16 protein-coding genes are annotated in these 17,577 nt (G+C 65.0%); 4 read left to right on the forward strand and 12 right to left on the reverse strand.

Features of this window, described 5'->3' with window-relative positions:
• Positions 1–287: 287 nt before the first annotated feature.
• The 8 genes from E4S58_RS05760 to E4S58_RS05795 form a co-directional block, all read right to left on the reverse strand.
• A complete protein-coding gene (locus E4S58_RS05760; RefSeq protein WP_136635377.1) occupies positions 288–2,081 on the reverse strand; it encodes a methyl-accepting chemotaxis protein in 1,794 nt (597 codons plus the stop codon).
• 75 nt (positions 2,082–2,156) lie between these two features.
• A complete protein-coding gene (locus tag E4S58_RS05765) occupies positions 2,157–2,777 on the reverse strand; it encodes a TetR/AcrR family transcriptional regulator (RefSeq protein WP_136635378.1) in 621 nt (206 codons plus the stop codon).
• Positions 2,770–3,639, reverse strand: a complete 870-nt coding sequence (gene ppk2 / locus E4S58_RS05770) for a polyphosphate kinase 2 (protein WP_136635379.1) — start codon at positions 3,637–3,639, stop codon at positions 2,770–2,772. Before ppk2 ends, E4S58_RS05765 begins: the two co-directional genes overlap by 8 nt.
• Positions 3,640–3,693: 54 nt before the next feature.
• On the reverse strand, positions 3,694–4,644 hold the full coding sequence (locus E4S58_RS05775; protein WP_240789470.1) for an alpha/beta fold hydrolase: 951 nt from the start codon (positions 4,642–4,644) through the stop codon (positions 3,694–3,696).
• Positions 4,637–5,560 carry a homoserine O-succinyltransferase gene (locus E4S58_RS05780; RefSeq protein ID WP_136635381.1) on the reverse strand — a complete coding sequence of 308 codons (924 nt, stop codon included), beginning with the start codon at positions 5,558–5,560 and terminating at the stop codon, positions 4,637–4,639. The genes E4S58_RS05775 and E4S58_RS05780 overlap by 8 nt, the downstream gene beginning before the upstream one ends.
• Positions 5,561–5,604: 44 nt before the next feature.
• On the reverse strand, positions 5,605–6,462 hold the full coding sequence (locus tag E4S58_RS05785; RefSeq protein WP_136635382.1) for an ATPase: 858 nt from the start codon (positions 6,460–6,462) through the stop codon (positions 5,605–5,607).
• A gap of 53 nt (positions 6,463–6,515) precedes the next feature.
• Complete coding sequence (locus E4S58_RS05790) at positions 6,516–7,436, reverse strand: DMT family transporter (protein ID WP_169052606.1); 921 nt, start codon at positions 7,434–7,436, stop codon at positions 6,516–6,518.
• A 96-nt stretch (positions 7,437–7,532) separates the two neighbouring features.
• The gene (locus E4S58_RS05795; protein ID WP_136635383.1) at positions 7,533–8,423 is read right to left on the reverse strand and encodes a DMT family transporter; all 891 of its coding nucleotides are present in this window, start codon (positions 8,421–8,423) and stop codon (positions 7,533–7,535) included.
• A 351-nt stretch (positions 8,424–8,774) separates the two neighbouring features.
• Between E4S58_RS05795 and hemA the strand changes: the two genes are divergently transcribed.
• From hemA to ispG, 3 genes are all read left to right on the forward strand, one after another.
• Positions 8,775–9,998 (forward strand): 5-aminolevulinate synthase, encoded by a 1,224-nt coding sequence (hemA, locus tag E4S58_RS05800; RefSeq protein WP_136635384.1) that lies wholly within the window; start codon positions 8,775–8,777, stop codon positions 9,996–9,998.
• A 224-nt stretch (positions 9,999–10,222) separates the two neighbouring features.
• Complete coding sequence (locus E4S58_RS05805; protein ID WP_136635385.1) at positions 10,223–11,458, forward strand: helix-turn-helix domain-containing protein; 1,236 nt, start codon at positions 10,223–10,225, stop codon at positions 11,456–11,458.
• A gap of 111 nt (positions 11,459–11,569) precedes the next feature.
• Positions 11,570–12,694, forward strand: coding sequence for a flavodoxin-dependent (E)-4-hydroxy-3-methylbut-2-enyl-diphosphate synthase (ispG, locus tag E4S58_RS05810; RefSeq protein WP_136635386.1), 1,125 nt, complete (start codon positions 11,570–11,572; stop codon positions 12,692–12,694).
• A 6-nt stretch (positions 12,695–12,700) separates the two neighbouring features.
• On the opposite strand, the gene E4S58_RS05815 is transcribed toward ispG, so the two are convergent.
• From E4S58_RS05815 to E4S58_RS05825, 3 genes are read right to left on the reverse strand one after another with little or no spacing between them, the layout of a single operon-like run.
• The gene (locus tag E4S58_RS05815) at positions 12,701–13,360 is read right to left on the reverse strand and encodes a thioredoxin domain-containing protein (RefSeq protein ID WP_136635387.1); all 660 of its coding nucleotides are present in this window, start codon (positions 13,358–13,360) and stop codon (positions 12,701–12,703) included.
• On the reverse strand, positions 13,357–14,100 hold the full coding sequence (locus tag E4S58_RS05820) for a DsbA family protein (protein WP_136635388.1): 744 nt from the start codon (positions 14,098–14,100) through the stop codon (positions 13,357–13,359). Before E4S58_RS05820 ends, E4S58_RS05815 begins: the two co-directional genes overlap by 4 nt.
• A gap of 27 nt (positions 14,101–14,127) precedes the next feature.
• Positions 14,128–15,456 carry a M48 family metalloprotease gene (locus tag E4S58_RS05825; protein WP_240789471.1) on the reverse strand — a complete coding sequence of 443 codons (1,329 nt, stop codon included), beginning with the start codon at positions 15,454–15,456 and terminating at the stop codon, positions 14,128–14,130.
• A gap of 43 nt (positions 15,457–15,499) precedes the next feature.
• Between E4S58_RS05825 and E4S58_RS05830 the strand changes: the two genes are divergently transcribed.
• A complete protein-coding gene (locus E4S58_RS05830; RefSeq protein ID WP_136635390.1) occupies positions 15,500–16,645 on the forward strand; it encodes a pyridoxal phosphate-dependent aminotransferase in 1,146 nt (381 codons plus the stop codon).
• Between the two features lie 12 nt (positions 16,646–16,657).
• On the opposite strand, the gene E4S58_RS05835 is transcribed toward E4S58_RS05830, so the two are convergent.
• The gene (locus tag E4S58_RS05835; RefSeq protein ID WP_338101511.1) at positions 16,658–17,395 is read right to left on the reverse strand and encodes a helix-turn-helix domain-containing protein; all 738 of its coding nucleotides are present in this window, start codon (positions 17,393–17,395) and stop codon (positions 16,658–16,660) included.
• Positions 17,396–17,577: the final 182 nt, after the last annotated feature.

Genomic DNA, 17,577 nt, shown 5'->3' on the forward strand with positions numbered 1-17,577 from the left:
TCCGCCGGAACGCCGCCCGGCATCGCATCGATCTTGCGGGTTCGTTTGACCGTCGCTTGGCCAGAGACACACCACGACATCATCGCTATGCGATCCAAATAGATCGGCACTTGGCCTTACCGCCCCGAACGTCGGCATGACCAACAGTTCCGACCGTCGCCCTAACCAAAAGATCCGAGCGGCAGCCTGTACTACGGGCCTGAGTGTCGACCTGACCAACAGTCCTGTGTGCCGACCTAGCCTACGGACCCGAGCGCCACCCTGACCGACGGACCCGAGCGCCACCCTTAACCGACCGACCTGAGCGCGGCCGGGCCATCCCCGCGCGACACCTCGACCGGTCGGGGTGCGCCGCCGACGCGGAACTGGCTGACCAGCTCTCCCAGGCGCCGGGCGTTTTCCGACAGGACGGAGTTCGCCGCCGTCGTTTCCTCGAAGCGAGAGGCGAATTCCTGCGTGACGCCGTCCAGCTCTGACACGGATTCGTGCACCATGCTCAGCCCGTTGGACTGTTCGCCGGTCGCGGTGGCGACCGTCTCCATCCGTTCAGCGATCCCGTTGACCGAGGTGCGGATGCAGTCCAGCGCCGCCCCGGTTTCCTTGACCAGTCGGACACCGTCGCTGATCTGACTGACCGACGTGTTGATGAGACCGTTGATCTCTCGGGCCGCGTCCGAGGACCGCTGCGCCAGGGCCCGCACTTCGGTCGCGACCACCGCAAAGCCCCGGCCGGCCTCACCCGCGCGGGCCGCTTCGACGCCGGCATTCAGCGCCAGAAGGTTGGTCTGGAAGGCTATGGTCTCAATCACTTCAATGATCTTGCGGATCTCGGCCGAAGAGCTTTCGATCGCATCCATGGCGGTGACCGTGCGGCCCATGATCTGCGTCCCGCTTTCCGCCTGTTCCCGCGTGTCTTCCGCCTGGCTGCGGGCCCCGTTCGTGTCGCCGGCCACCCCCCGGATCAACCCCGTCAGCTGTTCCAGCGACGACGAGATTTCGGTCAGGGTGCCGGACTGTTGTTCGATCCGCCGCGCCAGGTTGTCCGAGGTGTTCGAGATCTCTTGCGAATGGGACTGGATCGACTCGGCCTCGGCCAGGACATCGCGCATCGTGACCTCAAGACTGTCGACGGCGGAATTGAACACCGCGCCCAGACGCTGGTAATCCTCTGGCAGGCCTTCATTGATCCGCACGCGCAGATCACCCGAGGCCAGCGTTGCCAGCTTGCCGCCGATGAGGTCCAGCACCTGCGCCACGCTGCGGGCATTGTTTTCGCGCATTGCGGCATTTTCAGCCTCGGCCCAGCGCGCCTCTTCCGACTTTTCCTCGGCCTCGTGCAACGCGGCCTCGGCGCGCGCGCGGGCTTCTGCGGCCTCTGCCACGGCCTGTTGCGCCTCGGCCCGGGCGACCTCGGCCTCCTTCCGCTGCGCCTCGGCCTGGGTCAGGGCGGCCTGGGCGTCTTTCATCGCGTCTTCCAGCTTGGCGGCGTGTCGCTGTGCAGAGGCCGTCTGCGCCAGACGGACATAGACGATCTGCACCAGGCAGCTGGTCGCCATGACCACGATCACCGCGTGAAACGCGCTGCGGGCCAGGTTCAGTGACATGTCGGTGGTCAGGAAAACGAATTCCGGCGCGATGAAGGTGGCGGTCAGGTGGTGCAGCGCGATCAACCCGACGGCGGCCATCAGCGCGGAGCGCGAGGTGAGCGTTGCGGTACTGGCCAGCGCCGCGAAGAAGACCATGTGCATGTCCGCCTGCAGTGGGCTGCCCCGCAAGGCTGCCGTCAGCAGGATGACCTGCACCACCAGCATCAGCGCCACGATTATCCGGCCGCTGCGGTCCGGGGCGCGCAACCCCGACAAGGCCACCGCGCCCGCGATCAGCGACAGGACCAGCACGGCCCAGAACAGCGACGGGTCCCCGACAAGCGCGCCGCCAGCCACCACGACCGGAGAGCCCATGGCGATATAGGCATTCACTTTCAAGGCGGTGCGCCGGTGGCCTTCGAACCGTGGCCCCAGCATCCGGGGCGTGAAGGCAGAGGTCCACGTGGGCTTTTCCGAAGGGTCTTGGGGCAACATTTCTGCTTTCGCTGACAGGCGTTGCCCCCTTGTCGCAGACAGAAGTTTCCCGTGCCTTAATGCACCGTACGCACCCTAGTCGTCCGCCGGGATCAGGCCCAGGCCGCGCAGGTAGACGCCGATCGCGCTTTCCAGCAGATCTTCGGGCGGAAAGGGGCTGGCCCGGCCCGGTGAATTCCGTGCGAAAAGCTCGACAACACCGTGTGACAGAGCCCAGATATGGGCCGAGAACATCGAGGCCGGCGGGCGTTTTTCCGGCGGGATGTGCTGCGACAGGTCGGCGGCGGCCTTTTCCAGAACGCCACTCGCGCGGTTGGCCACCGCGGCCAGTTCGGGCGTGCTGTTGACGGACACGCCGCTTTCGAACATCGCGATGTAGTGCCCGGGATATTTGCGCGCGAAGGCCAGATAGGCGCGGCCCGTCGCCTCGAAGGCCGCCAGCGCCGAGGGCTGGCCCTTGTCGTAGGCGTATTGCATCACGTCGGCAAAGATCTCGTACCCCTGCCGCGCGGCCTCGGCGATCAGGTCTTCGCGGCCCTCGAAATGGCGATAGACAGCCGCAGGCGTCACCCCGGCCTCTTTCGCGGCCTCCGACAGGGTGAACCCCGTCGGGCCCTTCGCCTCGATCAGGTTGAGGGCGGCGTCGACCAGAGCCTGTCGCAGGTTGCCGTGATGATAGCCGCGCTTCTTATGCATTCCAGAGGTCCGGACCCCCGATCACCTTGGGATCGGGCGTGCCGACGGCCTTCTTGATCTTGCGGTCATAGTCGACGTTGCACAGCACATGCCGGATCGCTTCCAGCCGTGCGCGTTTCTTGTCGTCGGACCGGATCACGGTCCAGGGGGCATGATCGGTATGCGTCCGGTCAAGCGTTTCGCGGATCGCGTCGCTGTAGGCATCCCATTTTTTCAGTCCCTCGACGTCGATCCAGCTTAGCTTCCATTGCTTCAGCGGATCCTGTTCACGTTCCATGAACCGTCGCAGCTGTTCGGCGCGCCCGACGTTCAGCCAGAACTTGAACAGGTGGATGCCTTCGTCGACCAGCATCTTCTCGAACTCGGGCACCTGCGAAAAGAAGTGTTCGCGCTGCGCATCGGTGCAGAAGCCAAAGACCTTTTCCACGACGCCGCGGTTGTACCAGGACCGGTCGAAGAAGACCATTTCCCCGGCCGAGGGCAGATGATCGATGTAGCGCTGGAAATACCACTGGCCCTGTTCCGCCTCGGACGGTTTCGAAAGGGCCACCACGCGGGCCCACCTGGGATTGAGGTATTCGCGGAACCGCTTGATCGTGCCACCTTTTCCGGCCGCGTCACGCCCTTCGAAAACCACGACGACACGGGCGCCGGTTTCCTTGGCGGCGGCCTGAAGCTTGGCCAGTTCGGTCTGAAGCTTCTTCAGCTCCTTTTCATAGGTCTTGCGGCTCATCTCCTCCGAATAGGGGTAGGAGGTGTCGAGGATGTCATCCTTGTCGGCCCGCGCGATCGCCTCGCGGATCTCTTTCGGGGCGTCCTTGTCGTGAAAGGCGCTGATCGCGCCGTCGAAGGGCAAGTCCATGGGCATCGGTCCTTTTTGGACAATATGGGGGCAGGGCGCGGGGGGCGCAACGATCTAGCGCGGGGCGATCCGGGTGCGGGCGCGGTCGATGGCGGCGATCACCTCGGCCTGCGCGACGTGATGGGGCATGTGGCCGATGCCCGGCAGGACGGTCAGGCGGGCCGATGGCACGTCATTGGCCAGGGCCTCGGAATGGATGCGCAGCGACACCGTATCGTCCGCATCTCCATGCACGATCTCGATCGGCAGGGTCAGGGTGCCATAGCGGGGGGCTAGCGCGCGCAGCTCCTCTCTCAGCTCGGTGCGCTGCTGCGCGTTGGCGATCAGGCTGTGCGGACGGATCACCAGCGGCGCACCGATATAACTGGCATATCCGGAAGGTTCGTTCTGGGGTGCGAAGACCCCCGCGATGGCCCGGTCGATGTAGCCCCGGCTGACCCAGGCGCCGATGGTCCAGGCAAGGGCCGGGCCGATGACCGGTTTGGCCATGGTGGCATAGAGCCGGTCCAGATCTCCGGGCCAGGGATAGGTCGCGCCCGAGACATCGACGACCGCCGAGATGTCGTCGGGGTGATCCACCGCCCAGGTCATGGCGACGGCCCCGCCGAAGCTTTGACCCAGAACGATCGGTCTATCCAGCCTAAGCGCCCGAGACGCCCGGACCAGCAGGTCCGCCTGATCGGCCAGCGTCACCCCCCGCGCCGCCAGCCGCGGCGTATGCCCCAGACCGGGCCGGTCGAAGACGGTGACGCGGTAGCGGTCGGTCAGCTGGTCGACCAGCGCGAAGGTGAAATCCCGCGTGTTGCCGGACGCCCCGTGGATGAGCACCAGGTCGGGGCCGGTGCCCTTCTGGACGTAATGCACGGGATGACCGCCAACCTCGACGAACTGCCCCTCGGGCGGGTAGGCCCTGACCGCCTCGGCCACCCGGGACGAGGCGCGCCACCAGGTGGCCGCCGCGAGGGCAAGGATCAGAACCGCCAGCAAGACCAAGGGCTTAGTCACCGATCGTTTGGATGTCGAAGGGCGTGGTCTGGTAGATCTCGTTGATCCAGTTGCCGTAGAGCAGATGCGCATGGCTGCGCCAGCGGTTCAGCGGCGGACGCGAGGGATCGTCATCGGGATAGTAGTTCATGGGCACGTTGATCTCGGTCCCGGCGGCGACGTCGCGATCGTATTCCTGCTTGAGCGTGTCGCTGTCGTATTCGAAATGGTTGAACACATAGAGCGCTCGGTGCGCTGCGTCCTCGATCAGGCAGGGCCCGGTGGTCTCGTCGCCCAGCAGGGTGGTTAGGCCACCTGCTGCGTCGATTTCAGACTGCTTGTTCTCGGTCCAGCGCGACACCGGCACCACGCAGCCGTCCGAAAACCCCCGCAGGTAGGGCGAGGACTTGGACATGTTCTTCTGCGGGTAGCAGCCGAACAGTTTGTGCGGCAGGATGTACTTGGGAACATTGTGGAAATGATGGATCATCGCCATCGCGCCCCAGCAGACGCCGAAGGTCGAATGCACGTTCGTCTGGGTCCATTCCATGACTTCGACCATCTCGTCCCAATAGGTGACCTCTTCGAACTCCAGATGCTCGATCGGGGCGCCGGTGATGATCAGCCCGTCGAATTTCTCGCCGCTCGCCCTCACGTCCGAGAATGGGCGGTAGAAGCTTTCCATGTGTTCCGCCGCGGTGTTGCGCGTCTGGTGTTCGCTCATCCGGATGAGGGACAGTTCGATCTGCAACGGCGTCGCGCCGATCAGCCGGGCGAACTGGTTTTCCGTCTGGATCTTCTTCGGCATGAGGTTCAGCAACGCGATCCGCAGCGGCCGGATATCCTGACGGGCTGCCTGATCGTCGCCCATGACCATGACGCCCTCGCGAGAGAGGACATCGTAGGCGGGCAGGTCGGAGGGCAGCTTGATGGGCATCTTGGGGCCTTTGCGGTTGCGGTTCGGGTCAGATAAGGCGCGGCTCAGCGCGCCTCAAGGGCCTTGGCGATCATGGCATCGAAGGATTGCGCATCGGTCACCTTCGCCACCTCGTCTGCGGTAACGGTCACGCCGCGCCGCGCCATGGCCTCATAGCGGGGCTGGCGATGGTCGAGCGCGCGGGCATAGGTCCAGCGCACGAAGGCATCGGGATCGACGGATTCCTCGGTCGCGCCGGTCTCGGCCTGATAGGCGTCCCAGGCGGCAGACAGGAAGTCCGGTTGGTAATACATGGGCTTGGGCGCGCGGTCGAAGCGGCGGACCAGTTCGTCGCGATGCGCCTCGTCGCCCTTGAGCCAGACCAGCAGCGCCATGTCCTCGAGCGTGCCGAGAACCGGATCGTCCGCGTCCTCGGGATCCACGACCTCGCAGATCGACCCGCTCGTGTCGCAGACGAAATGCGGGTAGCCGTAGAGAGAGACCGCGCGTTCTGCAAAGCGTTCGGTGTCCAGCATTGCCGCGATTTCGGCGCCGCGATGTTCGGTCTGGCGCTGGCGATAGGCATCGAAGGGCAGGCCACCCTTGGCCGGATCGCCGGGCTTGCCCAGGTAGGTCGACAGCGGCGCCAGGTTGTCGAAGGTGATGTTGGACCCGATGTAGATCGAGTCGGTCATCAGCAGTTCGCGCAGGAACGGCACCTGCATGGCGTGCGCCTTGGCGTTGTCGGCGATCAGTTCGCCCATGTAGCGGGTGCCGATGCGGTAATCGACCGAGTAATGGAACCACTGACCCGTGTCGCGCAGCATGTTCGACAGGTAGGTCTTGCCCAGCCCCGACATCCCGAACAGCACCACGCGTTTCTGCGGCGCGTTCAGCCAGTCTTCTGCGGTCTTGTAGATCATGTGCGCTCGGGCCCCTTGTGGTCCGCCTTTGCTAAGCGGCGGACGCGGGACGGTCAAACCCCAATTCTGCGCCGCCGCACCAGCCCGTAAAGCCGCCCGTCCAGCACCACCAGACCAAGCGCGACGATGACGAAGCCCGCGATATGGCGGTGCAACAGCACTTCGCCCAGCACGAAGTGACCCAGCAGGATCGCGACCGGCACCAGCAGCAGCGTCACCAGCATCAGGTTGCCGCTGCCCGCCTTGGCGAGGATCGAGTAATAGAGAAGATAGGCCGTCGCGGTGGCGATCAGGCTATAATACCCGATGGCGACCCATGTGACGGGCTGTAGGGCCAGCGTCGGCGCGCCCTCCATCCACCAGGCCAGCGGCAACAGCACCAGCGTCGATCCGGTCAGCATGCCCGCTGCCGCGACCACGGGCGGCAGGTGCGACAGGCGGATGCGGGCAAAGGACCCGGCCAGCGCATAGCACAGCGTCGCCGTCAGGACCGACAACTGCGCCAGCGACCGCAGATCGATATGGCTGAGCGTCTCGAGCCCCATGGCCACGGCCACGCCCACGACCCCGAAGGCCACGCCCATGGCCTTGCGCCGGGTCAGCTGTTCATCGGCAAAGACGATGGCCGCGACCACCACGCCGAAGACGGCGGTGAAGGAATTGAAGATCGCGGTCAGCCCGGTTTCGATATGCAGCTGCCCCCAGGCAAGGAAATAGAAGGGCAGCACGTTGTTCAGCACGCCCATCATCAGGAAGGCCAGCCAGACGCGCGGATCGCGCGGCAGCGGCATCCGGCGCAGCAGCACCACCGCCCAAAGCACGATCATCGCCCAGCCGCAGCGGTGCAGCACGGCGGTGAAGGGGCCGACCTCGTCCAGGACAAAGCGCGTGGCAAGGAAACTGCCGCCCCAGATCAGCGACAGGACAAGAAGCTGCGTCCAGGCCAGGCCGGACATGGATTTCTGTGATGTCATGGCGGCATTTGGCGCAGCGGGCCGGGGGCGGGCAACCCGGATCCTGTGCAATCACGCCTGTGCTGCATGCGGGGTATATGCGGGCGGGTCGCGGGCTCAGCCGCGGGCACCGCCCCGGATGTTATAGTAATTGGCACCGAAGATGATCGCGGCGCCGATCAGCACGAAGGGATCCAGCGCCTCGTTATACAGAAGCAGCCCGACCACGGCGGCCGTCGGCAGGCGCAGGAAATCCATCGGCGACACGACCGAGGCCGGGGCGATCGACAGCGCGGATGTCACGCAGAAATGGGCGAAAAGACCCGCGCAGCCCACCAGCACCGCCCAGGGCCAGAGCGCGGCAGAAGGCACCGCGAAGTCCATATCATAGCCGCCGCAGACCAGCCCGAAGACCGCCTGCATCACCGTCAGCCAGAAGAGGATGCCGATGGTCGACACGTCGCGGGTCAGCAGCTTGGTCGTCAGGATGGTGCCCGCAAAGCCGAGCGCACAGGCCGCGGCCGCCATCAGCCCCGGCGTGATCGCCTGCGCGCCGGGCCGGGTGATCAGCAGGATACCGGCAAAGCCCACCACCCCCGCAATCGCCCGGCGCGAGGTCATCTTTTCCCCCAGCAGCAGCGGCGACAGCACCAGAACCCACAGCGGCGCGGTGAATTCCAGCGCGAAGACCTGCGCCAGCGGGATCACGGTGATTGCGTAGAACCAAAGATTCTGGCCGGTGAAATGCGCCACGTTGCGGATCAGGTGCAGTCCGAACCGCCGGGTCGACACCTGGTCCCACGCCCCGCGCATCGCCACCACCGCCACGACGATGACGACACCCGTCAGGCTGCGCCATGTCATGATCTCGAAGGTATCAAGTTCGGCGGCAAGAACGCGGCCCGCCACGGCCATCGTCATGAAGGATGCAATCGCCCCCAGCATCCAGATCGCGGCGCGCAGGTTGGGCGAGGGCAGGGGTGTGGCAGGGGCTATCGGCTGGGTCATTCGGATTCGGATCTTGGAACCGCGCGACCCTAGCAGCGCGCGCGGGGGTGTCCAGATGTCGCGGCCCGGTCTCGAATTCCTTGACACATTCGCATATGATAATTCAAATTGTCGGTATCGCGGCCAAAGTCGCACAGCAAAAAGGGCCAAAAGCCCTTATGAATGAGGGGAGGCTGGTTTTAGGTCACTTTCGGATGAGCCTTTGATCTGGGTCAAGGCCGGGGGGGCGGCAATTTGTAACCTGCCCTTGAATGGATGCGCGACTTAAAACCATTCCAATTCGGAACTGACGGTGCTAGCACCGGACCGCCCGCCCGCGCGCGGACAGGCGAAGACCAAGGAGGACTGCCCGTGACCTACGAGGCTCATCTGGACCAGGCGCTGAACCAGCTCCACGAAGAAGGCCGCTACCGGACCTTCATCGATATCGTGCGGCACAAGGGTCAGTTTCCCCATGCGACGCGCCGCAGGCCCGATGGATCCGAACAGCCGGTCACCGTGTGGTGCGGCAACGACTATCTTGGCATGGGCCAGCATCCGGTGGTTCTGTCCGCGATGCACGATGCGCTCGACAACGTCGGCGCAGGATCGGGCGGCACGCGCAACATCTCGGGCACGACGCTTTATCACAAGGCGCTCGAGGCCGAATTGGCCGACCTGCACGGCAAGGAAAGCGCCCTGCTGTTCACCTCGGCCTACATCGCCAATGACGCGACGCTGTCGACCCTGCCCAAGCTTTTCCCGGGCCTCATCATCTATTCGGACGAACTGAACCACGCCTCCATGATCGAGGGCGTGCGCCGCAACGGTGGCGCCAAGCGGATCTTCCGTCACAACGATGTCGAGCATCTGCGCGAACTGCTGCAGGCCGACGATCCTGCCGCGCCCAAGCTGATCGCCTTCGAATCGGTCTATTCGATGGACGGCGATTTTGGCCCGATCGAGGCGCTGTGCGACCTGGCCGACGAATTCAACGCGCTGACCTACATCGACGAGGTGCACGCGGTCGGCATGTACGGCCCCCGCGGTGGCGGCGTGACCGAACGGGACAACCTTGCGCACCGGATCGACATCATCAACGGCACGCTGGCCAAGGCCTATGGCGTGATGGGCGGCTATATCGCCGCGTCGGAAAAGATGTGCGACGCGATCCGGTCCTATGCGCCGGGCTTCATCTTCACCACCTCGCTGCCGCCGTCGGTCGCGGCGGGGGCGGCGGCCTCGGTCAAGCATCTGAAGACGGATCAGGCGCTGCGCGACCTGCACCAGCAGCAGGCCAAGGTGCTCAAGCTGCGGCTGAAGGGTCTGGGCATGCCGCTGATCGACCACGGCAGCCACATCGTGCCGGTGATCGTCGGCAATCCGGTCCACACCAAGATGCTGTCGGACATGCTGCTTGAGGACTTCGGCATCTATGTTCAGCCGATCAATTTTCCGACAGTGCCGCGCGGCACGGAACGGCTGCGGTTCACGCCGTCGCCTGTCCATGGTCCGGACGAGATCGACAAGCTGGTTCGCGCGATGGATTCGCTCTGGTCGCATTGCGCCCTGAACCGCCAGGAACTGGCAGGCTGACTTTGGGGTCCGGCGGGGGGCATCTAGTGCCTCTCGCCGAACTTTCTACCACCCCTAGTTGCCTTTCAATTAACGATTTTGTGCACGACGGGGGGCTGAAACCCGCCCATTGGTTTCGTTTTCCTTTAAAACTCCTTGAATCGTGATAGGGTCTTAGCAACAAAGACCGAGACTCGAATCGGGGTGATAACGGGTCTCAGCACATTCGCGGACGGGGCAGCAGCATGATGCGGCGCAGGAAGCTCAAGCTGGAGCAGGAGACGGTCCAGCCTAAGGGATTTGACGACTACGAGCTGAAGCTCGGCGACATGATGCGCGGTGAACGCGCAACCATGGGTAAATCCCTGCTCGACGTTCAGCGCGAGCTGAGGATCAAGGCGTCCTATATCGCCGCGATCGAAAACAGCGATCCCGACGCCTTTGAGACCCCCGGTTTCATTGCTGGCTACGTGCGGTCCTATGCCCGTTATCTCGACCTCGATCCCGACCGGGCCTTTGCGCAGTTCTGCGCCGAAAGCGGGTTCGAGATCGCCCATGGCATGTCCGAAGCCGCCTCTGGCGTGAAGCGTCAGAAGGTTGAACCGGTGAAGCCGAAAGGTGTCGACGCGCTTGGCTCCTCCACGGCGTTTCTTCCTGAAAAGGAAAGCTTTTTCTCGCAGATCGAACCCGGTGCCCTTGGCTCTGTCGCGGTTCTGGTCGCCCTGATCGGGGCGCTTGGATATGGCGGCTGGTCGATCCTGACCGAAGTGCAGCGGGTCAAGTTCGCACCCGTCGAACAGGCGCCCGAGGTCCTGTCGGATCTGGATCCGATCCAGGCCGTGCCGGGATCCAGCCTGCCTGCAGGCCCCGCGAGTGTCTCGACCACCGGACGTGCCGCCGAGGGTCTTGACCGTCTGTACCGGCCCGAGGCGCTGGACGTACCCGTTCTGGTTGCACGCGATGCGCCGATCTCGACCCTGAACCCGTCGGAAAACGGTGCCTTCGTCGATGAGACGCAGCAGGCCGAGGCCGTGGTTCCCGGTTCGGCCGAAGACCGCGCGGTTGCCCTGGCCCTGGCCGGCGCAACGGCCGGCACCGAACCGACACCGACCACGCCGCAGGTCACCGAAACGCTGCGCCCGGGCGTCACCATCGTCGCCGTCCGCCCCGCATGGGTGCGCGTCAGCGCCGCCGACGGCACGGTGGTCTTTGAAAAGATCCTCGATGCGGGCGAAGAATATGCCGTCCCGATGATGGAAGAGCCGCCGCTGCTGCGCGCGGGCATGTCCGGATCGCTCTATGCCTCGGTCAACGGCGAGTTGCGCGGACCGCTTGGCCCGGGCACCGCGACGATCCGCAACGTGGCGCTGGCGGCCGATCAGATGGCCGACACCTATTCGGTCGCGGACCTGTCTTCGGACCCGGTCGCGCAGGACATCATGCTGGCCAAGGCGCGCCAGCTGGAAACCCCGACCGAGTGATCCCGCACAGGTGATCGCCCCTTGGACACGCAGACCGGCCCGACGCATTGCGGCGGGCCGTTTCGCGTTGTAAGCCTTCGCCAACCCTCACCGCGACCCCGCGAGGCCCTCATGTCCCATAACCCCGTCCGCCCCTGGCGCAACATCGACCGCCGCAAGAGTCGCCGGATCATGGTCGGCACTGTCCCCGTGGGGGGCGATGCGCCTATTTCGGTGCAGACCATGACCAACACCGACACATCGGACGTGGCGGCGACCGTGGCGCAGATCCAGGCAGCAGCGGATGTGGGCGCCGACATCGTGCGGGTGTCCACGCCCGACGAATCCTCGACCCGTGCGCTGAAGGACATCGTGCGCGAAAGCCCGGTGCCGATCGTCGCGGACATCCATTTCCACTACAAGCGCGCCATCGAAGCGGCCGAGGCCGGCGCCGCCTGCCTGCGGATCAATCCCGGCAACATCGGCGACGCAAAGCGCGTGGCCGAGGTTGTGCGCGCCGCCAAGGACCACGGCTGTTCCATCCGCATCGGCGTCAATGCCGGGTCGCTGGAAAAGCACCTGCTTGAGAAATACGGAGAGCCGTGTCCTGACGCGATGGTCGAGTCCGGGCTGGATCACATCCGCATCCTGCAGGACCACGACTTCCACGAATTCAAGATCAGCGTGAAGGCCTCGGACGTCTTCATGGCTGCCGCCGCCTATCAGCAGCTGGCCGATGCGACGGATGCGCCCATCCACCTCGGGATCACCGAGGCCGGGGGGCTGATGTCCGGCACGGTCAAATCCGCCATCGGGCTGGGCAACCTGCTGTGGATGGGCATCGGTGACACCCTGCGCGTGTCCCTGTCGGCCGACCCGGTGGAAGAGGTCAAGATGGGGTTCGAGATCCTCAAATCCCTTGGCCTGCGGCACCGGGGCGTCAACATCATCTCGTGCCCGTCCTGCGCGCGTCAGGGTTTCGACGTCATCAAGACGGTCGAAAAGCTGGAACGGCGGCTTGAGCACATCAAGACGCCCATGTCCCTGTCGATCATCGGCTGCGTGGTCAACGGCCCCGGTGAGGCGCTGATGACCGACGTGGGCTTTACCGGCGGTGGCGCCGGGTCGGGCATGGTCTATCTGGCGGGCAAGCAAAGCCACAAGATGTCGAACGACCAGATGGTCGACCACATCGTCGAACAGGTCGAAAAACGCGCGGCCGAGATCGAGGCGACGCAGGTCGAGGCGGCGGAATAGACCCGCCTAGCGGGTCGCGTATTTTTCCAGCACGACAACGGGCACCGCACCCTGGACCATCATCGTCGGAAAGACGAAGGACGGCGCGGTCTGCAACTCGAGCGCCGCAAAAGACGCGGCCTCGATTGATGGGGCAGGGCGCAGCATCCGGTCCTGGACTCGCGGCGATGTATCAAGGGCCGCGTCCAGCTCTGCCTGCGTTCCGGCCGCCATCAGATCGGCCCTGAGCGCGCGGTAGGCGGCGATGCCTTCACGATCCAGCACCGACAGCAGCAATTGCGCGGCGCCGCTGTCGGCGGCGAAACGTGGCTCGACCCGGATATCGTCGTGGCGGGCCAGAAGGGCGTCGACCTGCACCCAGGCCTCGGCGCAGGTAGCGCAGGGGTAGGCCTCGAAAAACAGGACCGTCAGGCGGGGATCCTCTGCGCCATAGCCCCGGTCGGTCGGGGCAAACAGCGCCGCCTGATCGTCCAGTCGTGCGCGGTCCTGCGCGGCGTATTCGTCATAGAGGTCGGGGCTCAGGGCCCGCATGATCACGGAAGGATCGTCCAGCAGCGCGGCCCGCACCTCGGCGCGGAACGCCGCACGGTCTGCAGCCGACAGGTCCAGCCCCTCGGACAGAGCGGGACCGGCCAGCAAAAGCGACAGGACAAGCGGGCGGATCACCCTTCGCGCTGGTCCGTCACGATCTCTTGCATGTTCTGCAGCGGCACATAGCCCCGGATCATCTGGTCGCCAAACACGAAGGTCGGCGTGCCGTTGATCTTCAGCTTGGAGGCCAGGTCGTGGGTCTTGCGGATCTCGGCATCGACGGCCGGGTCTTCGATATGGGCGACGATCGGCGCGGCGTCGATGCCAAGGCTGTCGGCCAGCCGCGACAGTCCGGCTTCGTCCGTCGGCCCCTTGTATTCCATCAGCGCGTCGTGAAGCATGCCGTAGGCCTCGTCCCCGGCAACCTGCTTGGTCGCCACCGCAAAGCGCGACATGGCCAGCGATTCCGGCCCGAGGATCGGCAGTTCCTTGACGATGAACCGGATGTTGCCGTCCGCTTCGATCAGCTGCTGCACCTCCTGGAAGGCCTTGCGGCAGTAGCCGCAGCGATAGTCCAGGAATTCGACGACCGTCACGTCCCCCTCGGGGTTGCCGCCGACCCAGGAATAGCCGTCCTCGAAGATCTCGGCGGCATTGCCCTTCACAAGGTCCAGGTCGTTGGTCACCTGATCGGCGGCGTTGCGCTGTTCCAGGACCGCGACGGCCTCCATGATGACCTCGGGGTTGTCCAGAAGGTAGGCCCGCACCTCGTCGCGGAAGGCCTTGCGTTCGGCATCGGTCATGTCGGTCAGGTCCAGCGCCGCGGCCGGGGTCGCAAGCAGGCCCAGAAGGGCAAGGGGGGCAAGGCGGGTCATCGGCATACTCCGGATCTGGTCACAGGGTTAATTCTCGGTCTTGACGGCATTCAACACATCCTGCGCGCGTTGCCAACCGGGCGCGCCGCGCGGCAGCAGGTCGGCGGCCCTTTGCGCAAGCACGCGGGCTTCCTTGGTGCGGCCATGCATCGCATGGGCTTCGGCAGTGACAAGCGCCGCCATGCCGGGGTTGCCCAGCTTGGCATAGGCCGCCCCCAGGTCACGCAGCGCCTGCGAATTGCGCCAGTCCTGGGCTGTCGATCGTTCCAGAAGCGGCACCGCCTTGCGCAGCCGGTCGGTTCCCCCAAGCGCCACCAGCGCCCGTGCGTAGCTGGCCATGATCAGGGGATCCTTCGGCGCGCGCTGCAGCGCCGCGCCGTAAGCATTGGCCGCACCGCCGAAGTTGCGGCTTTCCATCAGGATCTGGCCGCGCAATTCGTCGTAGAAGGGATCGGACCCCCGCGTCTGCCGGGCCTGATCCAGCTTGGCCAGCGCCTTGCCGGTCTGGTTCAGCCGGTGATGGGCCACTGCCTCGCGCATGGCGCGCACGTCCGGATAAGGGCTGTCCTTCGATCGCTGGAACGTCCACTTGGGATTGCGCACGAAGGCCGACAGCTTGCCCTTGGCGCGGTCGAACCAATAGTCGGCCTCGGCATTCGGCTTGCCCGAGGCACCGTAGCTTTGCGCCAGCGCCTTGATCTGCCGAAGCCGGTCGCGCGACAACGGGTGCGACTGGGCATAGACGTCCTGACGGCGGGCGGGCAGGGCCTCCTGGCCGGCGAAAAGCTCCATCAGCGACACCGCGCCCGAGGTCTCGACGCCCGCCGCCGCAAGGTAGCGCATGCCGGACTGGTCGGCGGCGGCTTCCTCGGCGCGGGTGTGGCCATAGAAGACGCGCTGCGCCGACGACGCGATGCCCACGGCCAGCCCGCCTGCCGCGCCCCCCGCACCGGCGGCTCCGGCGGCGGCGGACAGGGCCATGCCCAGCATCATCACGTTCTTCGCGCTTTGGGCATTGGCGGCACGGCGCACCAGATGGCCGTTCGCGATATGCGCGGCCTCGTGCGCGATCACGGATTGCAGTTCCGACGCCTTAGACAGCCGCAGGATCAGGCCCGAATGGATGTAGATCGCCGTCGGATCCAGCACGAAGGCGTTCATCGACCCGTCCTGGATCACGTAAATCCCCACGCGTGAGGTGCTGAGCCCGGCCGCCCGCAGGATCGGCGCGCCCAACTGTTTCAGCGCGTGTTCGATGTCTGGATCCCGCACAAGCGTCGCCGCCAGTCCTGCACGCGGCGCCAGGGACAGCGCAAGGATCAGCGCGCAGAAGATCAGGCGGATGATTGACCTCAAGGGGGACTCCGTCGACAAGGTGGCAACACTGTCGGAGATGCCAATGAGGGTTTCAAGCCGAGGGGATGTCGATCCCTTCATTGTGATGGTCATTCTGCAACTGGCCGAAGAGGCCGAGGCGAAGGGCCATCATGTCATCCACCTGGAAATCGGCCAGCCGGGCACGCCGGCCCCTGCCGCAGCGCGCGCCGCCGTTGAAAACAGCATGAACGCCCGGTCGCTTGGCTATACCCAGTCGCGCGGACTGCCGGCGTTGCGGGACCGGATCGCCCGGCTCTACCGGGACTGGTACGGCGTGACCATCGACCCGGCCCGCGTGCTGGTGACGCCCGGGTCGTCGGGCGGATTTGTCCTGAGCTTCGCGTCGCTTTTCGATGCCGGTCAGCGGGTCGGCATCGCCAATCCGGGCTACCCGGCCTATCGCCAGATCCTCAAGGCGCAGGGCCTTGAGCCGGTACTGCTGGAAACCACACCCGAGGATGGCTATCGCCTGCGCCCCGACCAGATCACCGAGGCCGGGCTGGACGGCGTTCTGGTGGCCTCTCCGGCCAATCCGACCGGCACGATGATGGACCGCGCGGGCCTGACCGGCCTGATCGAGGCCGCACAGGCCACCGGCACCACCTTCATCTCGGACGAGATCTATCACGGGCTTCATTACACGCAGCCCGCCGTCTCTGCGCTTGAGATCTCGGACGACGTGGTCGTGATCAATTCGTTCTCGAAGTATTTTTCGATGACGGGCTGGCGGATCGGCTGGATGATCGTGCCCGAGGCCATCGCCGAACGTGTCGACAAGCTGAGCCAGCACATGTTCATCTGCGCGCCCCATGTCAGCCAGGTGGCCGCGCTGGCCGCGCTGGATGCGGGCGACGAGCTTGAGGCCAACCGCGCGACCTATGCGACGAACCGCGAGGTGATGATCGACGGGCTGACGCGCGCGGGTTTCACCGATATCGCCCCGCCTGACGGTGGCTTTTACGTCTATGCCGACATCAGCCACCTGGGCGGCGACAGCCTGGATCTTGCCAAGGCGCTGCTTGAGGAAGAGGGGGTGGCCGTGACGCCCGGTCACGACTTCGATCCGCAGCGTGGCGGGCAGACCTGGCGGTTCTCTTACGCCTCGGCCACGGCTGACATCGTCGAAGGCATGGCGCGGATCGCGCGGTTCACCGCCCGCAGGCGCTGAACCGGGCCGATCTTAGCGGAAGGGTTCGTCCAGCCGCAGAAGCCGCTGGTGGAACTTGGGCAGCTTGTCGAAGGACAGAAGGCCCTGGTTCTGCGCGGTGTGCCGGATGGTCTCGCGGTTGTCGCCCAGATGCTCATAGACCGTGCGTTCGATCCGACGGCTGCGCATGGTTTCGCGCACCGACCGGGCCGAGTACCCTTCAAGGAAGTGACCGTCCATCGACGGATACCGCGACAGGAACTGGTACGAGCACGTGATCGACCCGCGCCGCGCCGCGATATTGGCCACGCCTTCCTCCTGCAGCAGGAAGATGCCGCGGAATTCGCGTGCGGGGCCGCTGGTCGGCAAGCCCTGCTGTTCCATCGCTTCCTTGGCCTCGTAGCCGCGCAGGAAGGTATAGCCGTCCTCGCGGAACACCAGCAGCATCCCCAGGACGCCCATGCTGTCATCGACGAACGACCGGCGCGAGAACCGGTAGAGCCCCGACGGCACGTCCTTTTCCGGCACGTTGGTCGAATTCTTCCCCATGAAGTCGCGGATCGCCGGGTGGTTCAGCAGTTCGCTGTTGCCGTCCGGGATCGTGTCGACGGGTTCCAGAAGGATGCGGGCATCCTTGCCGAAGAATTCACAGATCCGATGCAGCACGTCCGGGCGGGGGAAGCTCTCTCCCGATAGGTAGCGGTTGTATTGGGTCCGATTGATCCCAAGTTCGCGGCACAGGCCGGCGATCGAGGGGTATTGCGCACTCAACTGACGCAGGTTTGCGCCGAAGATGTTTCTGATTTCCGCAGGGTCAGTTGGGTTCTGACTCGGTTTCTTGGCAGATCGGGACAAATGTCGAGACTCCGCTTTCTATCTTATTATTACCTTCCTGTATGACGCCAAGTCGCAACATTTTTAGCGTTGACTGACGTTAATTGGCGTCAATATCT

The organism is Pseudooceanicola onchidii, assembly GCF_004959925.1.
Lineage (GTDB): Bacteria > Pseudomonadota > Alphaproteobacteria > Rhodobacterales > Rhodobacteraceae > Pseudooceanicola > Pseudooceanicola onchidii.